Raw genomic sequence first — 19,035 nt, forward strand, 5'->3', positions numbered from 1 at the left:
TCATGAAACGCTTGCTGCTGGCAGCGCTTGGCGCGCTGCTGCTCGCCGGTGCGTCCCCTTCCGCTCATGCCGAGCCCACCAAGATCCGCTTCACCCTGGACTGGAAGCTCCAGGGTGTGCACGCCTGGTATTACTGGGCGCTGGAGAAGGGCTACTTCAAGGCCGAGAATCTCGACGTGACCATCGACCAGGGCGAGGGCTCGGCGGCCACCGTCACCCGCATCATGTCGGGGGTCTATGATGCCGGCTTCGGCGACATCAATGCCGTCATCCAGAACGCCGCCGCCCGGCCCGCCGAGACGCCGGTCATGGTCTATATGATCTACAACAAGGCGCCGTTTGCCCTGCTCACCAAGGCGGACAGCCCCATCAAGTCCGTGAAGGACCTCGCCGGCACCAAGCTCGGCACGCCGCCGGGCGGGGCCTCCTTCAAGCTGCTGCCGCTGCTCGCCAAGGCCAATGGGCTCGATTATGGCTCCATCGCCATCACCCAGGTGGCGCCCAACCTCCAGGAGCAGATGCTGCTGCAGGGGCAGGTGAGCACCATCGCCATCTTCTCGGCCACCAGCTACATGAACCTCGTGGCGCTGAAGCTCGATCCCGACAAGGACTTCCGCTGGATTTTCTATTCCGATGCCGGCATCGACCTTTATTCCAACGGCATCATGGTCTCCCAGAAGCTTGCCAAGGAGAGCCCGGAAGCGGTGAAGGGCCTCTTGCGCGCCATCAACCGGGCCATCAAGGAGACGGTGGAAAATCCCGACGCCGCCATCGCGCTCCTGGCGGCCAAGGAACCCCTCATCAACAAGGACATCGAGACGCGCCGGCTGATCTATGTCTACAAGTCCCTCATCGACACGCCGGAGGCTCGCTCGCTCGGCCTCGGCGATGTGAGCGATGCGCGGCTTGAGACCGCCATCACGCTGATCTCCGATGCCTTCGAACTGCCGAAGAAGCCGACCCCGGCCGAGGTGTTCAACCGGGCCTTCCTGCCCCCGAAGGCCGATCGCATGCCGCCGCAGGTGGGCCAATGAGCGCGACGCGCTCCCTCTCCTGCACCCACCTCCTGGCCGACCCGCGCGGGCCGGTCACCGGGCCGGCGCGGCTTGTCCTGGCGGATAGGCGCATCGCCGAAGTCGGTCCCGCCGCCGGGCCTGTGGACGATGTGTTCGTCATGCCGGCGCCGGTCAATGCCCATGACCATGGACGCCCGGTGCGCACCACTTCGGTGGGGGCGGGAGGCAAGCCGCTGGAGGCGTGGCTCAACTACCTCGCCCTCTTTCCCTCCGTCGATCCCTATCTGGCGGCGGCGCTGTCTCTGTCCCGCAGTGCGCTCGGCGGGTCGGGCATCGTGATGATGCATTACACCCGCGCGCAGGGTTTCACGGACCTGCCGCGCGAGGTTCAGGAGGTGGCCCGCGCCGCCCGCGACGTGGGCGTGCGGGTGGGGTTTGCCGTCTCCATGAAGGACCGCCACCCGCTCGTCTATGGCCCGAGCGAGCCTTTCCTTGCCACCATTCCCGAGCCGGCCCGCAGCGTGCTGGCCGGCCAGTTTCTCCGCGAGCCCCTGTCGCCCAAGGCCTTCATCGAACTGGCCGACGCGGTGGCCGAGGCGGCGGGCGGGCCCGACTTCGACGTGCAATACGGACCCAACGGCCCGCAATGGTGCTCGGATGCTTTGCTGGAAGCGGTGGCGGAGGCCTCTGCCCGCACCGGCCGGCGGGTGCATATGCACCTGCTGGAAACCCGCTACCAGCGGGCCTGGGCGGATGAGGCCTATCCCGGCGGCATCGTGCGGCACCTGGATTCCATCGGCCTCCTCTCCGAGCGGCTGACGCTTGCCCATTGCGTGTGGGCGCGGCCGGACGAACTGGAACTGCTGGCGGAGCGGGGCGTGACCATCGTCTCCAATCCATCCTCCAATCTGCATCTGCGCTCGGGCATCGGGCCGGTGGCGCAGATGAAGGCCAAGGGCTGCCGCGTGGCCATCGGCGTCGACGGCAAGGCGCTGGAGGAAGACGACGATGCCTTGCGGGAGATCCGCGTGGCCCACCTTCTGCACATCGGCACCGGCTTCCGCACCAAGGTCACCGCCGCCGACATTCTCGGCATGGCCCTTGTGAATGGCCGCCGCTCCGTCACCGGCCGGAACGAGGGCGGCGTGCTGGCCCCCGGCGCGCCGGCGGACCTGATCGTGCTCGATTGGGCGAAGATCGAGGATGACCGCCTGGGCGTGCCGTGCGACGTGCTGGACATGATACTGACCCGCGCCACCGCCCGCCACGTGCGCGAGCTGATCATCGGCGGGCGCACGATCGTGCGCGATGGCGTGGTCACCGGCATCGATTATCCCGCGGTGCGGGCGGAAGTGCTGGCTCGCATGCGCGCCGCCATGCCGGACAAGGCCGCCCTTGCCGCTGCCATGCCGGCGCTCGATGCCGCCGCCGGCAAACATTTCGAACCAGGATGCTGCTGATGCCCATCGCCAAGGTCCACCGGATCAGCGCGGCCGGGCCCGACGACGTGTCGGGTATCGAAGCTGCCATCGCCGCCCGCCAGATCCATCCGGCGGGCATCCTCGCCATCTTCGGCAAGACCGAAGGCAATGGCTGCGTGAACGATTTCTCACGCGGCCTCGCCGTGCAGTCGCTCGGCCTGATGCTGAAAGAGCATCTGGGCGCCTCCGCGCAGACCGTGTGCCTCGTCATGTCCGGCGGCACCGAGGGGGGCATGGCGCCCCACTGGCTGGTGTTCGAGCGGGCGGAGGGGGAGGGCACGCCCGGCCCGGCGCTCGCCATCGGCCGCACCCACACCGCCGATCTCCTGCCTGAAGACATCGGCCGCATGGGTCAGGTGCGCCAGGTGGCGGCGGCGGTGCGCCACGCCATGTCGGAAGCGGGCATCCACCGGCCGCAGGACGTGCATTTCGTGCAGGTGAAGTGCCCGCTGCTGACCATGGCCCGCGTCGCCGAGGCCAAGGCGCGCGGTGCCGATACGGCCACATCTGACACGCTGAAATCCATGGGCCTGTCGCGGGGCGCGAGCGCGCTGGGCATTGCCCTGGCGTTGGGCGAGGTGGACGAGACGGCCCTCTCCGACGCCGTCATCTGCTCCGACCTCTCGCTTTATTCGGGACGGGCGAGCTGCTCGTCCGGCATCGAGCTGATGGGCCACGAAGTGGTGGTGCTGGGCATGTCGCCGGACTGGTCCGGCCCGCTGGCCGTCGACCATGGGGTGATGGCGGATGCCATCGATGTGGCGCCCGTGCGGGCGGCCCTTGGCCGCCTCGATGCCCTGGAGGGCGACAGGCTGGTGGCGCTGCTTGCCAAGGCCGAGGCGAGCCGCTCCGGCCGCATCCGCGGCTATCGCCACACCATGCTGGATGACAGCGACATCTCCTCCACCCGCCATGCGCGGGCCTATGTGGCGGGCGCGCTGGCGGGGCTCGTCGGGCTGCCGGAAATCTATGTTTCCGGCGGCGCCGAGCACCAGGGCCCCGACGGGGGCGGCCCGGCGGCGGTGATCGTCCGCCGCTGAGCCGTCACTGGCTGGCCTCAGGCCACCAGGAAGCCGGCGCCCACCGGGTCCTCGCGGTCAATCACCCAGCGGGCGGTGCCGAGGATGGAGGCGGTGCCCTTCACGGTCGGGCGTACGAAGCGGGTGCCGTTGAGGCTGGTCTCGCCGATGAGGCAGCCCTCGAAGGTGCCCGAGCCGAGCAGCCCCTCCGAGCGGATGGTCTGGCCGATCTTCAGCGCGCCGCGCGCCTCGAACATGGCCATCATGGCGCTGGTACCGGTGCCACCGGGAGAGCGATCCAGCTGGCCGGCGGAGAAGACGTGCACGTTCTTGTAGAAGGCGCCGGGAATGGTCGCCTCATGCCAGAAGGTGACGAAGTTGAAGTTGTTGATGTGCTTGGACGCGGGGTGCTGGATCGCCACCTTCTCGCGCAGTTGCTCGCGGGCCATGACGCCCAGGCGCGACAGCTCCGAGCCGTTCTCGGGGCAGATCTTCAGCGCCGTGCCGCGCAGGTCGATGATGCCGAAATAATTGCCGCCCCAGGAAATATCCGCCTTCAGCGCGCCGACGCCGGGCAGTTCCAGCGGCACGTCCTGCGCCGCCACATAGGCCGGCACATTCTCGAACCGCGTCCACAGGACCGTTTCGCCTTCGTTGGCCACTTCCGCCACCACCAGGCCGGCGGTGGTCTCGAAGCGGATGGTAGTGCGCCCGTTCTCGCCCCGACGCACGAGGCCAAGCGAGACCATGGCCATGGCCACCGCGATGGTGCCGTGCCCGCACATGTGGGAATACTGGGTGCCGTCGATATAGATGAGCCCGGCATCGTAATCGGTGCTGGAGGGCGGGGTCAGGAACACGCCGAACATGTCCCGGTGCCCGCGCGGCTCGCGCATGAGGGCGCAGCGCAGCCAGTCATAATGTTCTTCGAGGAACGCGCGCTTTTCCAGGATGGTGGAGCCGGCGGGATAGGGAATGCCGGAATGGATGATGCAGAGCGGCTCACCTTCGGTGTGGGTATAGACGACGTCGAACACGTCCTGAGTGCGCATCATGTGCGGGGCTCCTTGGCTGAATGGAAAGGGGGTCACCGGCGCTCGGACAGCATGTCCAGGCCGAGGATCAGGTCGATGAGGATGATGGCGAGGCCGGCCACCAGGATGGTGAGCGCGGACACCGCCGCGATGGTGGGATCGATGGTGTACTGGACGTAATTGAACAGCTTCACCGGGATGGTGGTGAGGTCCGCCGTGGTGTTGAAAATGCTCAATTCCACGTTGATCCAGGAGGAGATGAAGGCGAACACTGCGCCCGCGATCACCCCCGGCCGGATCTGCGGCAGCGTCACCAGGAAGAAGGTGGTCAGCGGCCCCGCGCCAAGATCGGCGGAGGCGTCCTCCAGGCTTTTCTGGTCGTCATCCAGCAAGGGCAGCACGGCCCGCAGCACGAAGGGCGTGATGATGACCACATGGCCCACCAGCAGCGCCGCAAATGAGCGCGTGAGACCGATGGCGGTGCCGTATTGAAGCAGCGCCGCGCCCAGCACCACATGGGGCAGGACCAGGGGCGACATGAGCGTCGCGGAGAGCGCCCGGCGACCCACAAAGGCATAGCGGGCGATGGCCAGCGCGGTCGGCACCGCGAACACCACCGCCACCAAGGTGGCCGCCGCCGCGAGCACCGTGGAGGTGACGAAGGCCGACACATAGGACGGGTCGCCCAGCATCTTGGCGTACCAGGCCAGCGTGATCCCTTGCGGCGGGAAGGCCAGATAGCTGGTGGTGGTGAGCGAGGCACCCACCAGCACCACCAAGGGCAGCATCAGGAAAGCCAGTGCCAGCAGCGAGAGGAGGCGCACCGCGCCGGAGGCGCAGGCCAGGATCAGGCGATCGCTCATGCCGCCCTCCGCTCGCCGATGCGCCCGGCCAGCGCCACCAGTGCCAAGGTCAGCACCAACATGGTGAGGGACAGCGCGCCGCCATAGTGGAAGTCGAACACCGAGCTGTATTGCTGGAAGATCAGCATGGAAAAGACGGTGATGCGCCCGCCCGAGAGCAAGGCCGGCGTCACATAGGCGCTGGCGGCCAGCGTGAAGACCAGCACCGCGCCGGAAACGAGACCGGGCAAGGTCAAGGGCAAGGTGACGGTGAAGAAGGTGGTCCAGGGCGCGGCGCCGAGATCGGCCGAGGCGTCCTCAAGGCCGGGATCGACTTTGGCCAGCGTATTGCCCACCGCCAGCACCATGAAGGGCAGGAGGATATAGACAAGGCCGATCAGGATGCCAGTCTCGGTGCCGAGGAACCGCATGGGCCGCTCCAGAAGGCCGAGCCCCACCAGCGTGTCATTGACGAGGCCATTGCGGCCGAGCAGAACCATCCAGCCGAACGAGCGCACGATGTTGGAGGTGAAGAGCGGCACCACCAGCAGGATCACGCAGGCCCGCCGCCACGCCTTCCAGCGCACCATGCGCACCAGGTACCAGGCCAGCGGATAGCCGATCAGCACGCACAGCAAGGTGGTGAGGGCGGAGAGGCGGAAGGTGATCCAGATCACGTCCCAATGGTAGCGATCCAGCAGGATGCGGGCGTAATTGGCGAGGGTCACGTGACCCTCCCCATTGGTGAGGCTGGCGATGGCCACCACCATCATGGGCGCCAGGAAGAAGGCGGCGAAGAACAGGACCGGCAAGCCGGTGAGAAGGATGAGGGTGCGGAAGGGCGCCGTCATGGGGCTAGGCCGCGATGAGGTGGAGATCGGCGGGATCGATGCCAATCCGCACGCTGGCACCCCGGGCAAGGCCCGCCGGCAAGGTGCCACCGAGCCGGCTCACCAGCTGCGTTTCCCCGCAGGCCAGGGTGACCATGGCGTGGCTGCCCACATGGACGATGTCGGTGACGATCGCGGTGGCCGCCAGATGGCCCGCGGGCGCGTCGACGCCCTCCAGCAGGCGCACCTGTTCGGGCCGGAGAACCGCCACGGGGGCGTTTCCCTGAGTGCGGTCCGCGAGAGGCGCGGGAAGGGGCAGGATTTGCCCGCCCAGGGTCAGGGTTGGTCGGCCATCGATGCCGGTGGCACAGGGCAGGAAATTGGCCTCGCCGATGAAGTCGGCCACGAAGCGGGTGGCCGGGCGGCGATAAATCTCCTGGCCAAGGCCCACTTGCTCCACCCGGCCGGCATTCATCACCACGATGCGGTCGGCCATGGTCATGGCCTCTTCCTGGTCGTGGGTGACGAAGACGAAGGCGATGCCGAGCTTGGCCTGGAGCTGCTTCAGCTCGGTCTGCACCCGCTTGCGCAGCTTGTAGTCTAGCGCGCTCAGCGGCTCGTCCAGGAGCAGGAGCTTGGGCTTGTTGACGATGGCGCGGGCGAGCGCCACCCGCTGCTGCTGGCCGCCCGACAAATGGCGGGGCAGGCGGTCGGCAAAGCCCGACAGGCCCACCAGGTCCAGGGCTTCCCCGGCCCGCATGGCGGCCTCCGCCCGGCTCGCGCCCTGGCGGCGGGGGCCATAGGCCACGTTCTCAGCCACGGTCATATGCGGGAAGAGAGCGTAATTCTGGAACACGGTGTTGAGTGGCCGACGATAGGGCGGCAATTGGGTCACGTCCTCGCCGGCGATGCGGATGGCGCCGCTCTCGGCGAGGTGGAAGCCGGCGATGCAGCGCAGGAGCGTGGTCTTGCCGCAGCCGGACGGGCCAAGCAGGGCCACGAACTCGCCCTGCTCCACGTCGAGCGAGACATCGGTGAGGGCCGCCTGCCCGCCGAAGCGCTTGGACAGGCCGGCAACGTGAAGAAGAGGAGACCGCATGGCGGGGTTCCGGCAACCTTCATCAATGGGGCGAAGCGGCGGGCGCGGGCCCGGCCGTGGACAGGCAAAGCATCGGCCATGGCCCAGGCGCCGTGAAGCGCGGACCGTTCGTTCCTGGAAAAGAAAGGTTCGGGCGCCTGTTTGCCGGCGCACGGTGTCGCCGTTCCGCCGGGATCGGTGATCCAGGACGGCTGAGGGCGGGGAGAGGGAGCCACGCGTCGTGTGTCAGGGCAGGAACACGGGGTGCGTTGGCTGGCCCCCTCCCCAACCGTCCCTCGCGCGCGGGAGAGGGTGGGGGAGGGCGGCGGCCGGCCTCCCGGAGCCGGCCGCCTGACCGAAGGGCGCGATCTACTTGCGCGCGATCTCGCGGTTCCAGGTCTCGACGATCTTGGGGCGCAGCTCATTCACTTGGGCCCAGTCGGACAGGCGCAGGTCCTTCACCGAGCCCTTCTCGCCCCAGGGCAGCTTCTTGGCCACGTCCGCGGGCACGGTGACGTCCTTCACCGAGGGGCCGAGATAGAGCTTCTGGGCAAGGCAGGCGGAAGCTTCCTTGGTGAGGGCCTGGTCGATGAACTTCTGGGCGGCTTCCTTCTTCGGGCTGCCCTTCACCAGATGCAGGCGGGCATCGGTGGCCCACACGCCTTCCTTGGGCACCACGAAGCCGATGGGCAGGCCCTTGTCGGCCATGTCCCAGGCGCCCACGTTGAAGTGCGCGCCGATGATGGCTTCGCCGCTCTGGAAGGCATTGGTGGCCGCGCCCGAGGAATCGAAGAACAGGGCGGCTTTGAGCTCCTTGATCTTCTTGAAGGTGGGGGCCAGGTCGGTGGCCGGCACGCCCCAGGTCTTGGACAGGAAGAGCAGGAAGGGCACGCCCGAGGAATTGGAGGGCGACGGGATGGTCACCGCGTCCTCATATTCCTTCTTCCACAGGTCGTTCCAAGAGGTGGGCACCTCCTTCACCTTCTGGGTGTTGTAGGTGATGCCCACCGAATAATAGCCGGTGCCCACCGCATAGGCCTTGCCGCCCGCCGAATAGACGGCCTCGGGCAGGGTGTTGGCCATGTTCTTCACGGCGGCGGGGTCGAGCGTGTCGATCACATCGGCGGCCAGCGCCAGCTCGGAGATGCCGCCATCCATCCAGGCGGCGTCGATGGTGGGCGCGGCCTTCTGCTGCTGGAGCTTGGAGAGGGTGACGGTGGAGGTGCCGATCTCGCCATTCACCTGGATGCCGGTGGCCTTGGTGAAGGGCTCGGCGACGCAGGCGCGGAACGCATCGCCCCAATTGCCGCCATACCAGGCCACCGTGATGGACGTGGGCTGCTGGGCGTTAGCACCGGGCGCCAGAAGGGCGGCGCCCGCCAGGAGGGCCGCGACGGAGGCGGAACGCCTCAGGGCGGAAAGCGGGAGGCAGGTCTTCACGCGATGTCTCCTCTGGGTGCGCAGTTTGCGTCTTCCAGGAAGAAACCTTTCATGCCTGAGCCAGGGCCACTAGAAACCTGCTGTCTAAAAGTTGAATATTTCCGCCATGACGGATCTTCCCCGCCTTTCTCCCTCCGCCGCCGTCCCGCAGGAAGATGGCGCCGGGCCGCGCCTGCGGGTGGGCTTCATCCTGCTCGACCAGTTCACCATCGCGGCCTTTTCCGGCCTCATTGATGCCTTGCGCCTGGCGGCCGACCATGGCGCGCGGGGCCGGCAGGTGCATGCGTCCTGGACGGTGATGACGCTGGGGGGCGGCCCGCGCCGCTCCAGCTGCGGGGTGACGGTGACGCCGAACGGCGACCTCGTCGACCCGCCCGCCTTCGACTATCTCGCCGTGTGCGGCGGCAACGACTATCTCAATGAAAACCCGCCCGAAGCCTTGCTCGACTATCTGCGCCGCGCCGGCCGGGCGGGCGTGCGCATGCTCGGCATCTGCACCGGCACGTTCCTGCTGGCGAAGGCCGGGCTGGTGGGCGGGCGGCGGGTGTGCGTGCACTGGAACGTGCTCGACGCGTTCAACGAGCAGTTCCCCGGAATCCGGGCGGGGGTGGACCGGCTCTTCATCGACGAGGGGGACCTCATCACCTGCGCCGGCTCCACCGCCGCCATCGATCTGGGCCTTTACCTGGTGGCCCGCCATTGCGGGCGCGACAAGGCCCAGCAGGCCATGCGCCACATGATGGTGCAGGACATGCGCCCGGCCGCCATGCCGCAGGCCCACTTCTATGCCAGCCTCGAACATATCCGCGACGTGCGGGTGCGCCAGGCGGCGCGCTTCATCGAGCAGCGGCTGGACGATCCGCCGGCGCTGGAGGCGGTGGCGCGCTTCGTGGGGCTCAGCACGCGGCAGCTGGAGCGGGTCTTCCAGGCGGCTCTGGGTGTGGGGCCGGCGGCCTTCCAGCGCCAGCTCCGGTTGGAATATGCCCGCTGGTTGCTGGAGAACAGCGGCCGGCGCATCACCGATATCTCGCTGGATGCGGGCTTTGCCGACACCGCCCATCTCTCCCGCGAGTTCAAGGCCGCCTTTGGCCACTCGCCCCGCGCCTTCCGCCGGTCCATGGCGCAGGAGAGTGGCGCCTGATTGCTCCCCTTCAGCCCCGCCGTTCGGCGCGCACCATGGCCAGGAACGCATCGGCAGCGCGGCTGCGATAGCGCTCGCGATGGCGCAACACGGTGAAGGCCCGCTCCGGCAGGCGGAAATTCACCTGGGCCAGCAGCCCAGCCTCGAGGCTGGGCGCGGCGACCGAGGCCGACAAGGCGGTGGCGCCCATGCCCGCTTCCACGGCCGCGCGCACGGATTCATTGGAGGGCAGATCGAGCGGCACTTTCAGCCGGGCGGGATCGATGCCGATATGGGTCAACGCCTCCTCGAAGGCCGAGCGGGTGCCCGATCCCGCCTCGCGCAGCACCCAGTCGCCCTCCAGGAGATCGGTGGGCGTGAGCGTGCGTCCCGCCCATAGGTGGTCCGGGGCCACGACGATCACCAACTGGTCGTGCGCCACTTCAATGCGCTCGAAGGCGGCATTGTCCACCGAGCCTTCCACGAAGCCCAGTTCCGCCGTGCCTTCCTCCACCGCCTCCGCCACCTGGGCGGTGTTGCCCACGGACAGGCGCAGCTCGATCTGGGGATGGGCCCGGCGGAAAGCCACCATGTGGCGGGGCAGCCAATAGCCGGAAATGGTCTGGCTGGCCTGGAGCACCAGCGAGCCGCGCCGCAGCGAGCCGAATTCTGCCAGCACCTGTTCCGCCGCCTCGGCACGGGCGAGCACCGCGCGGGCCTCCGGCAGGAAGGCCCGGCCGGCTTCGGTCAATTCGATGCCGCGCCCCACCCGATGGAACAGCTTGGTGTCGTGCCGCGCCTCCAGCACCGCGATCGCATTGCTCGCCGCCGATTGGGCCAGATGCAGCGCGCGGGCGGCCTGGGTGACATGTTGGCGTTCCGCAACGGCCACAAAGATGCGAAGCTGCTCAAGCGTCATGCAATTATCCTAAGCTCGGCCGGAAGCAATCAAATCAATCTTATATCGAGATTGATTTGATGCCAAAGATCTGTTTGTGAGATGAATATCCCACCGGTATCTTGAGACCAGTTTTCGACGAGCGGGCGATCAGCCCGGCCAAAGGAGAGTGTCATGGCGACGATGCGTCAACCGCAGGCCGGAACCGGCCATCATGCGCCGTTCGGCGGTCTGCGCGAGGCGGTGCGTCAGTTCACGCCCAACTGGTTCGCGGCGACCATGGGCACGGGCGTGCTGGCCCTGGCGCTGAACCAGTTCCCCATCGCCTTTCCCGGCCAGCACCCCATCGCGGTGACGCTGTGGCTGTTCAATATCGGCCTCTTCAGCCTGTTCACCGCGCTCTATGCCTCGCGCTGGATCTTCTTCGGACATGAGGCCAAGCGCATCTTCCAGCACCCCGTGGTGTCCATGTTCTTCGGCACCATCCCCATGGGGCTGGCCACCATCGTCAACGGCTTCGTCACCTTCGGCATTCCCATGTGGGGCGACGTGGCGCTCAATATCGCCCATGTGCTGTGGTGGCTGGACGTGGCGATCGCGCTGGCCTGCGGGCTGCTCATCCCCTTCCTCATGTTCACCCAGCAGGACCACTCGCTGGAGAAGATGACGGCGGTCTGGCTGCTGCCCATTGTGGCGGCGGAGGTGGCGGCGGCCTCGGGGGGCGGGCTGGTGCCGGTGCTGCCGGCGGCGGAAGCCTATGGCGTGCTGTTCATCTCCTACGCTTTGTGGGCCTTCTCGGTGCCGCTGGCCATGAGCATCCTGGTCATCCTGCTGCTGCGCCTGACGCTGCACAAGCTGCCCAACCGCGACATGGCCGCCTCCGGCTGGCTGGCGCTCGGCCCCATTGGCACCGGCGCCCTGGGGCTCCTGACACTCGGCGGCAATGCCTCTCCCGTGCTTGCCCATGCGGGCCTGGAGAGCGTGGGGCCGGTGGCCTTCGGCATCGGCATCATCGGCGCCACCATTCTGTGGGGCTATGGGGCCTGGTGGCTGATGCTGGCCATGCTCAAGACCGCCCGTTATCTCAAGGAGGGCATGCCGTTCAACATCGGGTGGTGGGGCTTCACCTTCCCCCTCGGCGTCTATTCCCTGGCCACTATTGGCCTCGGCCGGGTCACGCACTTCGACTTCTTCACCATCGTGGGCGGCGGCCTGATCCTGCTCCTGACCGGGTTGTGGCTGGTGGTGGCGACCCGCACGGCGCAGGGCGCCTGGCGCGGCACGCTCTTCTTCTCGCCGTGCCTCGTCTCCGGCGTCGCTCCGGCCCAGAGCTTGCCGCCGGTGGCGGCGCAGCCCAAGGCGGCGTGACGCGCGGTCACTCCGGCACAGGCGCCCTCCGATCGTCCTGCCCCGCGCGGTCCGCCGCGCGGGGCTTTTGCGTTGAGGGGCGGGTTTGAAAATTCCTTCTCATCTCCCGTCAAAACCGACGCACCGTCCCGCCGCTTTAGCGTTCGCTTAAAGCCTGCCATGGCAAGGTTTCCGCAGATCGCGCGGGAGGGTCATGGGCCGTGGGGGACGTGTGGGCGTCAGGGGGAAGGCGGACGGAGGCCGGGGCCGCCGGACGGCGCACGCGCGCCGAAGCCTTGCCGGCCACGCCCGACCAGATCGCCTTGTTCGCCCGTCGCAGCGCGCGGGCGCTGGCGGCCCTTGGCCTGCTGGCGCTCGGCTCCGGCGGCGCGGTGCTCTGGGGCGAGGCGGCCGGCCTCTTCACCGGCGCCGCTCCCGATGCCCTCTGGCTGGTGGCCTGCGGCCTGATTGCCGCCGCGCTCGCGGCGGTTTCCGCAGGTCTTGCGCGCGCCGCCCGGCGGGTGGGGCGCGCCGGCCTGATGGCGGACGTCGCCTTGGTCACCCTGCACGGCCCGGCCGGTGAGTTCCTGGAGCTGGAGCACGCGCAATCGCCGTGCGCCGCTTTGGGGCTTGCCGCCCCGTCCGACCTGTTCGACCGCATCCAGGTGGCCGACCGCCCCGCCTTCCTTGCCGCCTTGTCCAGCGCGCGCGGCGGCGAAGGGGAGGCCCGCTGCGAGGTGCGCCTGCGGTGCGAGAATGCGGGCGAGACGCCCGCTTATGTGTGGATGGAGATGCGCGCGGTGCGCGCCGGCACCGGGCGCGACCGGCGCGGCCCGCTGAGTGGGGGCTTCACCCGCGCCCGCCTCACGCGGGTGTCGTGGCGCGACATCGACGCCGCCAAGCGCAAGGCCGAGCGCGAGGAAGCCGCCCGCGCAGAGGCTGAGCGGGCCAACCACGCCAAGAGCCGGTTCCTGGCCGCCATGAGCCACGAGCTGCGCACGCCGCTCAACACCATTCTCGGCTATTCCGAGCTTCTCGCCGGCGACGACATCGGCCATCTCGATGCCGCCCGCCGGGCCGACTATGCCCGCATCATCCATGAGAGCGGCCAGCACCTCCTCGGCCTCGTCAACGACATACTCGACCTCTCGCGGGTGGAGGCGGGGGCCTATGAGCTGTCGCCCGAGCCGCTCGACGTGGCCGGCCTCGTGGACGGCTGCCGGGACATGATGACCCTGGAGGCCGGCCGGCGGGGCGTGGACCTGAAGGTGCGCGTGGCGCCTCGCCTGCCGAGCCTGTCCGCCGATCATCGCGCGCTGCGCCAGATCCTGCTCAACCTTCTCTCCAATGCCGTGAAGTTCACGCCCAGGGACGGCAAGGTGGAACTGACCGTGCGGCAACGTAACGGCGCCGTCGCCTTCTGCGTGCGCGACACCGGTCCCGGCATGAGCGCAACCGACGTGGCGCGCCTTGGCGAGCCTTTCTTCCAGACCGGCGACATGGAGCATCGGCGCGCCGGCAGCGGTCTTGGCCTTGCGGTGGTGCGTGGGCTGGTTCTGCTTCATGGCGGCACCTTCCATGTGGCGAGCACGCAAGGACGGGGCACGGCGGTCACCATCACCATTCCGCTGGTCCGGGAGAGCGGCGTCGTCGCATTTGCCCGAGCGGAGGAGCCCAGCGCGGCACAGGCAGAGTTGAGGGACGGGAGGCGCAGCGCATGAGGATCGGTCTCGGACGCGAGGCGGTGGCCGCAATGCCTTCCCATGACGTGCCGCGTGAAGCGAACGGCGGCCGCATGGCGTATCGCATCGCCGACAGCTTCGCCCTTCTGGTGGCGCTGGGCCTGGCGGGCGCGATCCTGGCAAATGTGTTCATGAACCAGACCGGCGCGGTGATGCCCGCCGCCGATGGCAAGCTCATCCCTCTGGTGGAAAAGCCGAAGGCCACCCCGGCGCCCGCGCCGCTGCCGCCGGGCACGGCCGCCATGTTCAATCCCAATTCCCTGAGCACCTCGGTGCCCCAAGGCACGGTGCTGAACGGCGGAGCGGCTACCGCAGGCACGGCGCGCCCCACCGTGCCCGCGGGCGTGCCTGTCCCTCCAGCCTCGGTTCCGGCCAAGACCCCGGTGCCGCTCATTGCCGACATCCAGCGGGAACTGGCCCGTCGCGGCTTCTATGACGGTCCCGCCGACGGCCTCACCGGGCCTCGCACCGATGCGGCCATCCGCGCCTTCGAGCAGGCTGCCCGCCTGAAGGTGACGGGCGAGCCCAGCGACGCGCTGCTCGCCCAGATCCGCCGGTCTCCCGTCGCGGCCAGCGCCGCCGCGCAGGATGCAACGGGATCAGTGCGCCCGCCGGCGGACGTGCCGGGCTCCAACCGCATCCTCGCGGTGCAGAAGACCCTGGCCAAGCTTGGCTATGGCCCCATCAAGATGGATGGCAAGCCCGGCACCGAGACGCGCCTGGCCATCCAGCGCTTCGAGCGCGACCGCAACCTGCCGGCCTCCGGCGAGATCACCGACCGCCTGGTCCGGGAGCTGAGCGCCGTTTCCGGCATGCCGATCGAATAGAATGCGGCTCAAGAGCGCCATCTTCGTCGCCGCCATCATCCGTACCGCCAATGGGGCCGGTGCGTTCGCCGCCGTTCGCCGCAAGGGGGCGGAGGAGGCGGGCGCCGTCTTCGTCACCGTCTCCACCCTGGACGGCAAGGCCGCCCTCTACGGCCCCGCGCCCCAGACCGATTTCGACGAGAGCTTCCCCGCCGACCGGCGCTTCCGCGCCCTCGTCCCGCCCGGAAGTCCGGAGGCGGAGGGGTCGGCGCGGATGGAAAAGGAACTGCGATTCGATCAGGACCTGTGGTGGATCGAAATCGAGGACCGCCAGGGCCGCCCCTTCGTGGACCTTGCGCAGGACTGACCGGCTGCCCCGCCCGTTGGCGATTTTGCCGCTTTGCATGTTTCCCCCGCCCGCCCATGCAACCTTCGCCCCAGCCAGGCGTTGAAGATGCGGAGCTGCGCCGTTCGAGGCGCTGAAGGTCCGTTCCAGCCAGGGCAGGCGGACCGCAGAGGAGGGGAATATGGGCAATCTCGTCGCGTTTCCGATCCGCAAGGCTCGCCGCAAGTCACGCCCGGTGCCGGCCACCGGTGCCCAGATCATCATCCTGCCGGTGGTGCGCTATGAATATGCGGGTGCGCCGCCCGCCCGTCCGCTCTCGCGCGCTCCGGAAGGCGGCTCCAAGCGCGGCCTGCGCCGCTCCGGCTGATCGCTCTAGTTGGACGGGGCGCAGCTCGCCGCTTCCAGTTGGCGGCGAATGGCGTCGCGGGTGTCCGGATAGCGGGCGAACGCCCGGATAAGGACGACGCCCCGCAATGCGGGGGATTCCACAATCAGCCGGTCCGCGGCGGTGATTTCCTCGTCCTCCGGCAAGGCCGCCCGCTGCGCGGGGGAGAGCAGGTCCAGCTCGATGACTTGCCCCGCTGCTTGATCATTCAGGGCATAGAAGGCCACCCCGCGCGCCGTATAGAAGGACACGGACGTGTAGTCCGACGTAGCGGGAACGCGCACCTTCAGGGGATGATCGGCCAGGTCGTAGAGGCACACCGCGCTGACAAAGGCCGGGTCGGTGAGCGGCAAGGTCATGCTCTGTGGCGTCGGGTCCGGCAGCAGCAGGATGCCGTTTATAGGCGCGATCCGGGAAAGGCGGGCAAAGGCATTGTTGGTGGCCAGAAGGGGCATGGCCAGCACCGAGGTCAGGTGCACGATCCCCGCCAGCACCAGGATGAAGGCGAGACCGAACGCCAATTGCCCAGGCGCCTCTGCCAGCCAGGCCAGCACGGCGGCTGTGCGGCTGCGCCGTGGCGGCTGGAAGTCGAACATGGGCTCGGGCTCTACCGGACGACGCCAGAAGGCCAGGCGGTTGCGCCGGGTGGGAAAGGGCGGCGCGCTCATGGGCAGCGCTCCGTCACGATGCGCGGCATGTCCGCACCGTCCTGCCCCCCGGACGAGAAGCTGAAGGGGGCATCATACAGCCGCAACGCCACCTTCACCCGGCCCCGCGCGCCGGAGGGGAGCCAATTGCCCGCCCGCGCGCGGGGCGAGAGCACGATGTCGATCTCGCCATCATCCCGATAGACCGTTTCCGCGCTGGTGAAGCCGTGGCGCCGTGCCTCGTTGGCGATGAGATGGCCCTCTTCGTCGGTGAGCGTGATGGTCCAGAGGCGCGACTGGGGCAAGGTGCCGACGATGCGAATGTCGCAGCGCCCGTCCAGCGGCGTTCCGGCGCTGTCGCTGGAGGCCAGGAAAAGCAGGCCGTCCGCCAGTTCCAGCGGCAGTTCGCCGGAGCGGGCGAAGACCGCGCGGGCATAGGGGTCAGCCTGCACGGTGCCTGAGCGCGGCCAGCCCTCCCAGGGGCCGAGCCGCACCATGTCGAGCCCGCGCGTGCGGGTGACGGCCTCGTAAGTGGTGCCGAGCCCCACGGCCACGGAGGCGGCAAGGATGAGGGCGAGGGGGAAGAGGCGCACGGACGACCGGTCCCGCGTCAGTTGGTGCGCGCGGGGAGCGCCCGGGCATCCATGGCGGTGGGGCCGCCGGGCGTCGGGGGCAGCGGCGGGGCCTCCTTGAAGAGGCGTTCCAGCCGCACCAGCCGCTCCGCGCTGCGAGGCGAGAGCGTGATGGGGCGCGAGGCGGCTTCCAGGCCGGGAACCTCGATGGGCGCAGGTGGCGGATCGAGCTTGGGGGCGGGGGCATTGCCGACGCCGGGGATGAACTTCAAGTCGATGCCCTGGTGGGCGTAGGCCATCACCTTCTGCCAGGTCATGGCAGGCAGGGAGCCGCCGGTCATCTTGTTGGTGGAGGTGTAGTCGTCATTGCCGAACCAGACACCGCCCACATAATTGCCGGTGAAGCCCATGAACCAGGCATCGCGATAGGCATTGGTGGTGCCGGTCTTGCCCGCCACCTTGATGCCCTCCAGCCGCGCCCGGCGGCCGGTGCCGTTCTCCACCACATTGTTCAGCATGGGATTGATGTCGTTGATGACGGAGGGCGGGATCACCTGCACCGGCTGGGGCGCGTCGCGATCATAGCGCCAGACCACGTCGCCGCTGCCGATGCGCATCTCCACCACCGCGTGGGGATAGACGCTCTTGCCGCCATTGGCGAACACCGCATAGGCCGTGGTCATGTCGATGACCGTCACCTCGACTGCACCCAGCGGCAGGGGGGCCGTCAGCGTCAAGGGCGAGGTGATGCCCATGGATTTCGCGAGATCGACGATCTTCTGTCGGCCGAACTTCTCCGCCAGCCGGACCGCCACTGTGTTGAGGGAGTGCTGGAGCGCCGTCTGCAGCGTGATCGAGCCCATATAGGAGCGCCCGTAATTCTGCGGGCACCAATTGCCCAGGCAGATGGGGGCGTCCTGCACGATGGTGTTGGGCTTGTAGCCGTTCATGAGCGAGACGGTATAGACGAACGGCTTGAAGGAGGAGCCCGGCTGCCGCAAGGCGTCGGTGGCGCGGTTGAACTGGCTTTCCCCATAGTCGCGCCCACCCACCAAAGCGCGCACGGTGCCGTTGGGCTCCATGATGACGATGGCGCCCTGGCTCGCCTTGTAGTCCTTGCCGAACTGCCGGAGCGATTGGTCGAGCGCGGCTTCCGCCACCTTCTGGATGTTCGGGTCGAGGCCCGTGCGCACCACGAAGATGCGCTCGCTGACGGACTTGGGCAGCATCTCCACCAGCTTCTTCACCTCGGAGAAGGCATAGTCGAGATAATAATCGGGCACCGCGATATCCCGCCGGTCGATGGCGGTGGCGGGGTTGCGGCGGGCGCCGAATACCTGGCCCTCGGTCATGAAGCCGGCTTCCACCAGATTGTCGAGCACGGTGGAGGCGCGGGCGCGGGCCGCCGGAAGGTTCACATGGGGGGCATATTTGGAGGGGGCCTTGAACAGACCCGCCAGCATGGCCGCCTCGGCGAGGTTCACCTCGCGGATGGACTTGCCGAAATAATATTTCGCCGCCGCGTCCGCCCCATAGGCGCCGCCGCCGAGATAGGCCCGGTCCAGATAGAGCTTCAGGATCTGGCTCTTGGTCAGCCGGCTCTCCAGCCACATGGCCAGGAAGGCTTCCTTGATCTTGCGCTCGATGGTGCGCTCGTTGGACAGGAACAGGTTCTTGGCCAATTGCTGGGACAGCGAGGAGCCGCCCTGCCGGACCCCGCCCGCCCGCGCATTGGTGACCAGCGCGCGAGCGGTGCCGGCGATGTCGATGCCGAAATGCTCGTAGAAGCGCCGGTCCTCGGTGGCCAGGACCGCCTTGATGAGATAGTCCGGGAAGTCTTCCAGCGGCACGGTATCGTTCTGCCTCACCCCGCGCTCGCCCAGCACATTGCCATAGCGATCAAGGAAGGTGACGGCGAGCTCCGTGCGCTTCAGCCAGTCGTCCGAGGTCTCGTGAAAGGCGGGCAAGGCGAGGGCGAGCAGCGCGATGGTACCGGCGGTGCCAAGGGTAAAGCCCTCCGAAGCCATGCCCACCAGGAAGCGCTTGAAGCCGGTGAGGGCGAAGCGCTCCATGAAGGCGGAATAGCTGGCGGCGGCACGCAAGGTGCCGGTGCCCAGGCGAAACAGCCCGCTGTCGATGCGCGCGTCCGCATCCAGCAGCGTCTTGCGCAGCCAGGCCCGGAACGAAGATGTCTTGCGCTCGCTCACCGTTCGCGTCTCGTTTTGGCCCGTGCCGTTTTCCTTGTGCCCAGGAGGCATGTCGGAAAGACGGCGGCGGACATGGCCTGAAGCGCCCCCATCCGTCTATAGCGCGTGCCCGTGCGTCGGGCGAGGGCGACCTCCAGCCGATCCTGTGCCAAGGTATACAGGGCGTGGCCATCGCGCGCCTGGCGCTGTCGGACCGGCCATAAAATCGTCCCTGGCCGGTATGCC

18 protein-coding genes are annotated in these 19,035 nt (G+C 68.3%); 9 read left to right on the top strand and 9 right to left on the bottom strand.

All coding sequences use genetic code 11. The annotated features are described in order from the left end of the window. Positions 1 to 2 precede the first annotated feature (2 nt). From PV781_RS09890 to atzD, 3 genes are read left to right on the top strand one after another with little or no spacing between them, the layout of a single operon-like run. Complete coding sequence (locus PV781_RS09890) at positions 3 to 1,034, top strand: ABC transporter substrate-binding protein (protein ID WP_274775456.1); 1,032 nt, start codon at positions 3 to 5, stop codon at positions 1,032 to 1,034. Then, on the top strand, positions 1,031 to 2,476 hold the full coding sequence (locus tag PV781_RS09895) for an amidohydrolase family protein (protein WP_274775457.1): 1,446 nt from the start codon (positions 1,031 to 1,033) through the stop codon (positions 2,474 to 2,476). The genes PV781_RS09890 and PV781_RS09895 overlap by 4 nt, the downstream gene beginning before the upstream one ends. Continuing rightward, the gene (gene atzD / locus PV781_RS09900) at positions 2,476 to 3,537 is read left to right on the top strand and encodes a cyanuric acid amidohydrolase (RefSeq protein ID WP_274775458.1); all 1,062 of its coding nucleotides are present in this window, start codon (positions 2,476 to 2,478) and stop codon (positions 3,535 to 3,537) included. Before PV781_RS09895 ends, atzD begins: the two co-directional genes overlap by 1 nt. 17 nt (positions 3,538 to 3,554) lie before the next feature. Here atzD and PV781_RS09905 read toward each other — a convergent pair whose 3' ends face one another. The 5 genes from PV781_RS09905 to PV781_RS09925 form a co-directional block, all read right to left on the bottom strand. Further along, entirely contained in the window at positions 3,555 to 4,571 is a 1,017-nt protein-coding gene (locus PV781_RS09905; RefSeq protein WP_274775459.1) for a proline racemase family protein, read from the bottom strand. 32 nt (positions 4,572 to 4,603) lie between these two features. Beyond that, entirely contained in the window at positions 4,604 to 5,413 is an 810-nt protein-coding gene (locus tag PV781_RS09910; protein ID WP_274775460.1) for an ABC transporter permease, read from the bottom strand. Beyond that, positions 5,410 to 6,243, bottom strand: coding sequence for an ABC transporter permease (locus tag PV781_RS09915; RefSeq protein ID WP_274775461.1), 834 nt, complete (start codon positions 6,241 to 6,243; stop codon positions 5,410 to 5,412). The genes PV781_RS09910 and PV781_RS09915 overlap by 4 nt, the downstream gene beginning before the upstream one ends. 4 nt (positions 6,244 to 6,247) lie before the next feature. Continuing rightward, positions 6,248 to 7,321, bottom strand: coding sequence for an ABC transporter ATP-binding protein (locus PV781_RS09920; RefSeq protein ID WP_274775462.1), 1,074 nt, complete (start codon positions 7,319 to 7,321; stop codon positions 6,248 to 6,250). 348 nt (positions 7,322 to 7,669) lie between these two features. Further along, entirely contained in the window at positions 7,670 to 8,740 is a 1,071-nt protein-coding gene (locus tag PV781_RS09925; RefSeq protein ID WP_274775463.1) for an ABC transporter substrate-binding protein, read from the bottom strand. A gap of 106 nt (positions 8,741 to 8,846) precedes the next feature. Between PV781_RS09925 and PV781_RS09930 the strand changes: the two genes are divergently transcribed. Beyond that, entirely contained in the window at positions 8,847 to 9,881 is a 1,035-nt protein-coding gene (locus tag PV781_RS09930) for a GlxA family transcriptional regulator (protein ID WP_274775464.1), read from the top strand. A 10-nt stretch (positions 9,882 to 9,891) separates the two neighbouring features. Here the strand turns inward: PV781_RS09930 and PV781_RS09935 are convergent, their stop codons facing one another. Further along, positions 9,892 to 10,779 (bottom strand): LysR family transcriptional regulator, encoded by an 888-nt coding sequence (locus PV781_RS09935; protein ID WP_274775465.1) that lies wholly within the window; start codon positions 10,777 to 10,779, stop codon positions 9,892 to 9,894. A 153-nt stretch (positions 10,780 to 10,932) separates the two neighbouring features. Here PV781_RS09935 and PV781_RS09940 point away from each other — a divergent pair, with 153 nt between their 5' ends. The 5 genes from PV781_RS09940 (at position 10,933) to PV781_RS09960 (ending at position 15,366) form a co-directional block, all read left to right on the top strand. Then, positions 10,933 to 12,126: a TDT family transporter gene (locus PV781_RS09940; RefSeq protein WP_425532380.1), complete on the top strand. Its 1,194-nt coding sequence runs from the start codon at positions 10,933 to 10,935 to the stop codon at positions 12,124 to 12,126. A 275-nt stretch (positions 12,127 to 12,401) separates the two neighbouring features. Then, positions 12,402 to 13,826, top strand: a complete 1,425-nt coding sequence (locus tag PV781_RS09945; protein ID WP_274775466.1) for a sensor histidine kinase — start codon at positions 12,402 to 12,404, stop codon at positions 13,824 to 13,826. Then, positions 13,823 to 14,674: a peptidoglycan-binding domain-containing protein gene (locus PV781_RS09950; protein ID WP_274775467.1), complete on the top strand. Its 852-nt coding sequence runs from the start codon at positions 13,823 to 13,825 to the stop codon at positions 14,672 to 14,674. Before PV781_RS09945 ends, PV781_RS09950 begins: the two co-directional genes overlap by 4 nt. Before the next feature lies 1 nt (position 14,675). Next, the gene (locus tag PV781_RS09955) at positions 14,676 to 15,020 is read left to right on the top strand and encodes a DUF1491 family protein (protein ID WP_274775468.1); all 345 of its coding nucleotides are present in this window, start codon (positions 14,676 to 14,678) and stop codon (positions 15,018 to 15,020) included. A 160-nt stretch (positions 15,021 to 15,180) separates the two neighbouring features. Next, positions 15,181 to 15,366: a hypothetical protein gene (locus PV781_RS09960; protein ID WP_274775469.1), complete on the top strand. Its 186-nt coding sequence runs from the start codon at positions 15,181 to 15,183 to the stop codon at positions 15,364 to 15,366. Positions 15,367 to 15,371: 5 nt separating this feature from the next. Here the strand turns inward: PV781_RS09960 and PV781_RS09965 are convergent, their stop codons facing one another. The 3 genes from PV781_RS09965 to PV781_RS09975 are packed head-to-tail and all read right to left on the bottom strand — an operon-like array spanning position 15,372 to position 18,810. Continuing rightward, complete coding sequence (locus PV781_RS09965; RefSeq protein ID WP_274775470.1) at positions 15,372 to 16,052, bottom strand: DUF1254 domain-containing protein; 681 nt, start codon at positions 16,050 to 16,052, stop codon at positions 15,372 to 15,374. Further along, a complete protein-coding gene (locus tag PV781_RS09970; protein ID WP_274775471.1) occupies positions 16,049 to 16,624 on the bottom strand; it encodes a DUF1214 domain-containing protein in 576 nt (191 codons plus the stop codon). Before PV781_RS09970 ends, PV781_RS09965 begins: the two co-directional genes overlap by 4 nt. A 17-nt stretch (positions 16,625 to 16,641) precedes the next feature. After that, on the bottom strand, positions 16,642 to 18,810 hold the full coding sequence (locus PV781_RS09975; protein ID WP_274775472.1) for a transglycosylase domain-containing protein: 2,169 nt from the start codon (positions 18,808 to 18,810) through the stop codon (positions 16,642 to 16,644). Positions 18,811 to 19,035: the final 225 nt, after the last annotated feature.

This window comes from Aquabacter sediminis, assembly GCF_028863665.1.
In the GTDB taxonomy this organism is placed as follows: domain Bacteria; phylum Pseudomonadota; class Alphaproteobacteria; order Rhizobiales; family Xanthobacteraceae; genus L1I39.

Excerpts from the sequence above, each read along its gene's own strand:
- PV781_RS09905 (WP_274775459.1), bottom strand. The coding sequence starts at position 4,571 with ATGATGCGCACTCAGGACGTGTTCGACGTCGTCTATACCCACACCGAA.
- PV781_RS09920 (WP_274775462.1), bottom strand. The coding sequence starts at position 7,321 with ATGCGGTCTCCTCTTCTTCACGTTGCCGGCCTGTCCAAGCGCTTCGGC.
- PV781_RS09950 (WP_274775467.1), top strand. The coding sequence starts at position 13,823 with ATGAGGATCGGTCTCGGACGCGAGGCGGTGGCCGCAATGCCTTCCCAT.
- PV781_RS09935 (WP_274775465.1), bottom strand. The coding sequence starts at position 10,779 with ATGACGCTTGAGCAGCTTCGCATCTTTGTGGCCGTTGCGGAACGCCAA.
- PV781_RS09910 (WP_274775460.1), bottom strand. The coding sequence starts at position 5,413 with ATGAGCGATCGCCTGATCCTGGCCTGCGCCTCCGGCGCGGTGCGCCTC.
- atzD (WP_274775458.1), top strand. The coding sequence starts at position 2,476 with ATGCCCATCGCCAAGGTCCACCGGATCAGCGCGGCCGGGCCCGACGAC.
- PV781_RS09890 (WP_274775456.1), top strand. The coding sequence starts at position 3 with ATGAAACGCTTGCTGCTGGCAGCGCTTGGCGCGCTGCTGCTCGCCGGT.
- PV781_RS09955 (WP_274775468.1), top strand. The coding sequence starts at position 14,676 with ATGCGGCTCAAGAGCGCCATCTTCGTCGCCGCCATCATCCGTACCGCC.
- PV781_RS09940 (WP_425532380.1), top strand. The coding sequence starts at position 10,933 with ATGGCGACGATGCGTCAACCGCAGGCCGGAACCGGCCATCATGCGCCG.
- PV781_RS09915 (WP_274775461.1), bottom strand. The coding sequence starts at position 6,243 with ATGACGGCGCCCTTCCGCACCCTCATCCTTCTCACCGGCTTGCCGGTC.
- PV781_RS09965 (WP_274775470.1), bottom strand. The coding sequence starts at position 16,052 with ATGAGCGCGCCGCCCTTTCCCACCCGGCGCAACCGCCTGGCCTTCTGG.
- PV781_RS09895 (WP_274775457.1), top strand. The coding sequence starts at position 1,031 with ATGAGCGCGACGCGCTCCCTCTCCTGCACCCACCTCCTGGCCGACCCG.
- PV781_RS09960 (WP_274775469.1), top strand. The coding sequence starts at position 15,181 with ATGGGCAATCTCGTCGCGTTTCCGATCCGCAAGGCTCGCCGCAAGTCA.
- PV781_RS09930 (WP_274775464.1), top strand. The coding sequence starts at position 8,847 with ATGACGGATCTTCCCCGCCTTTCTCCCTCCGCCGCCGTCCCGCAGGAA.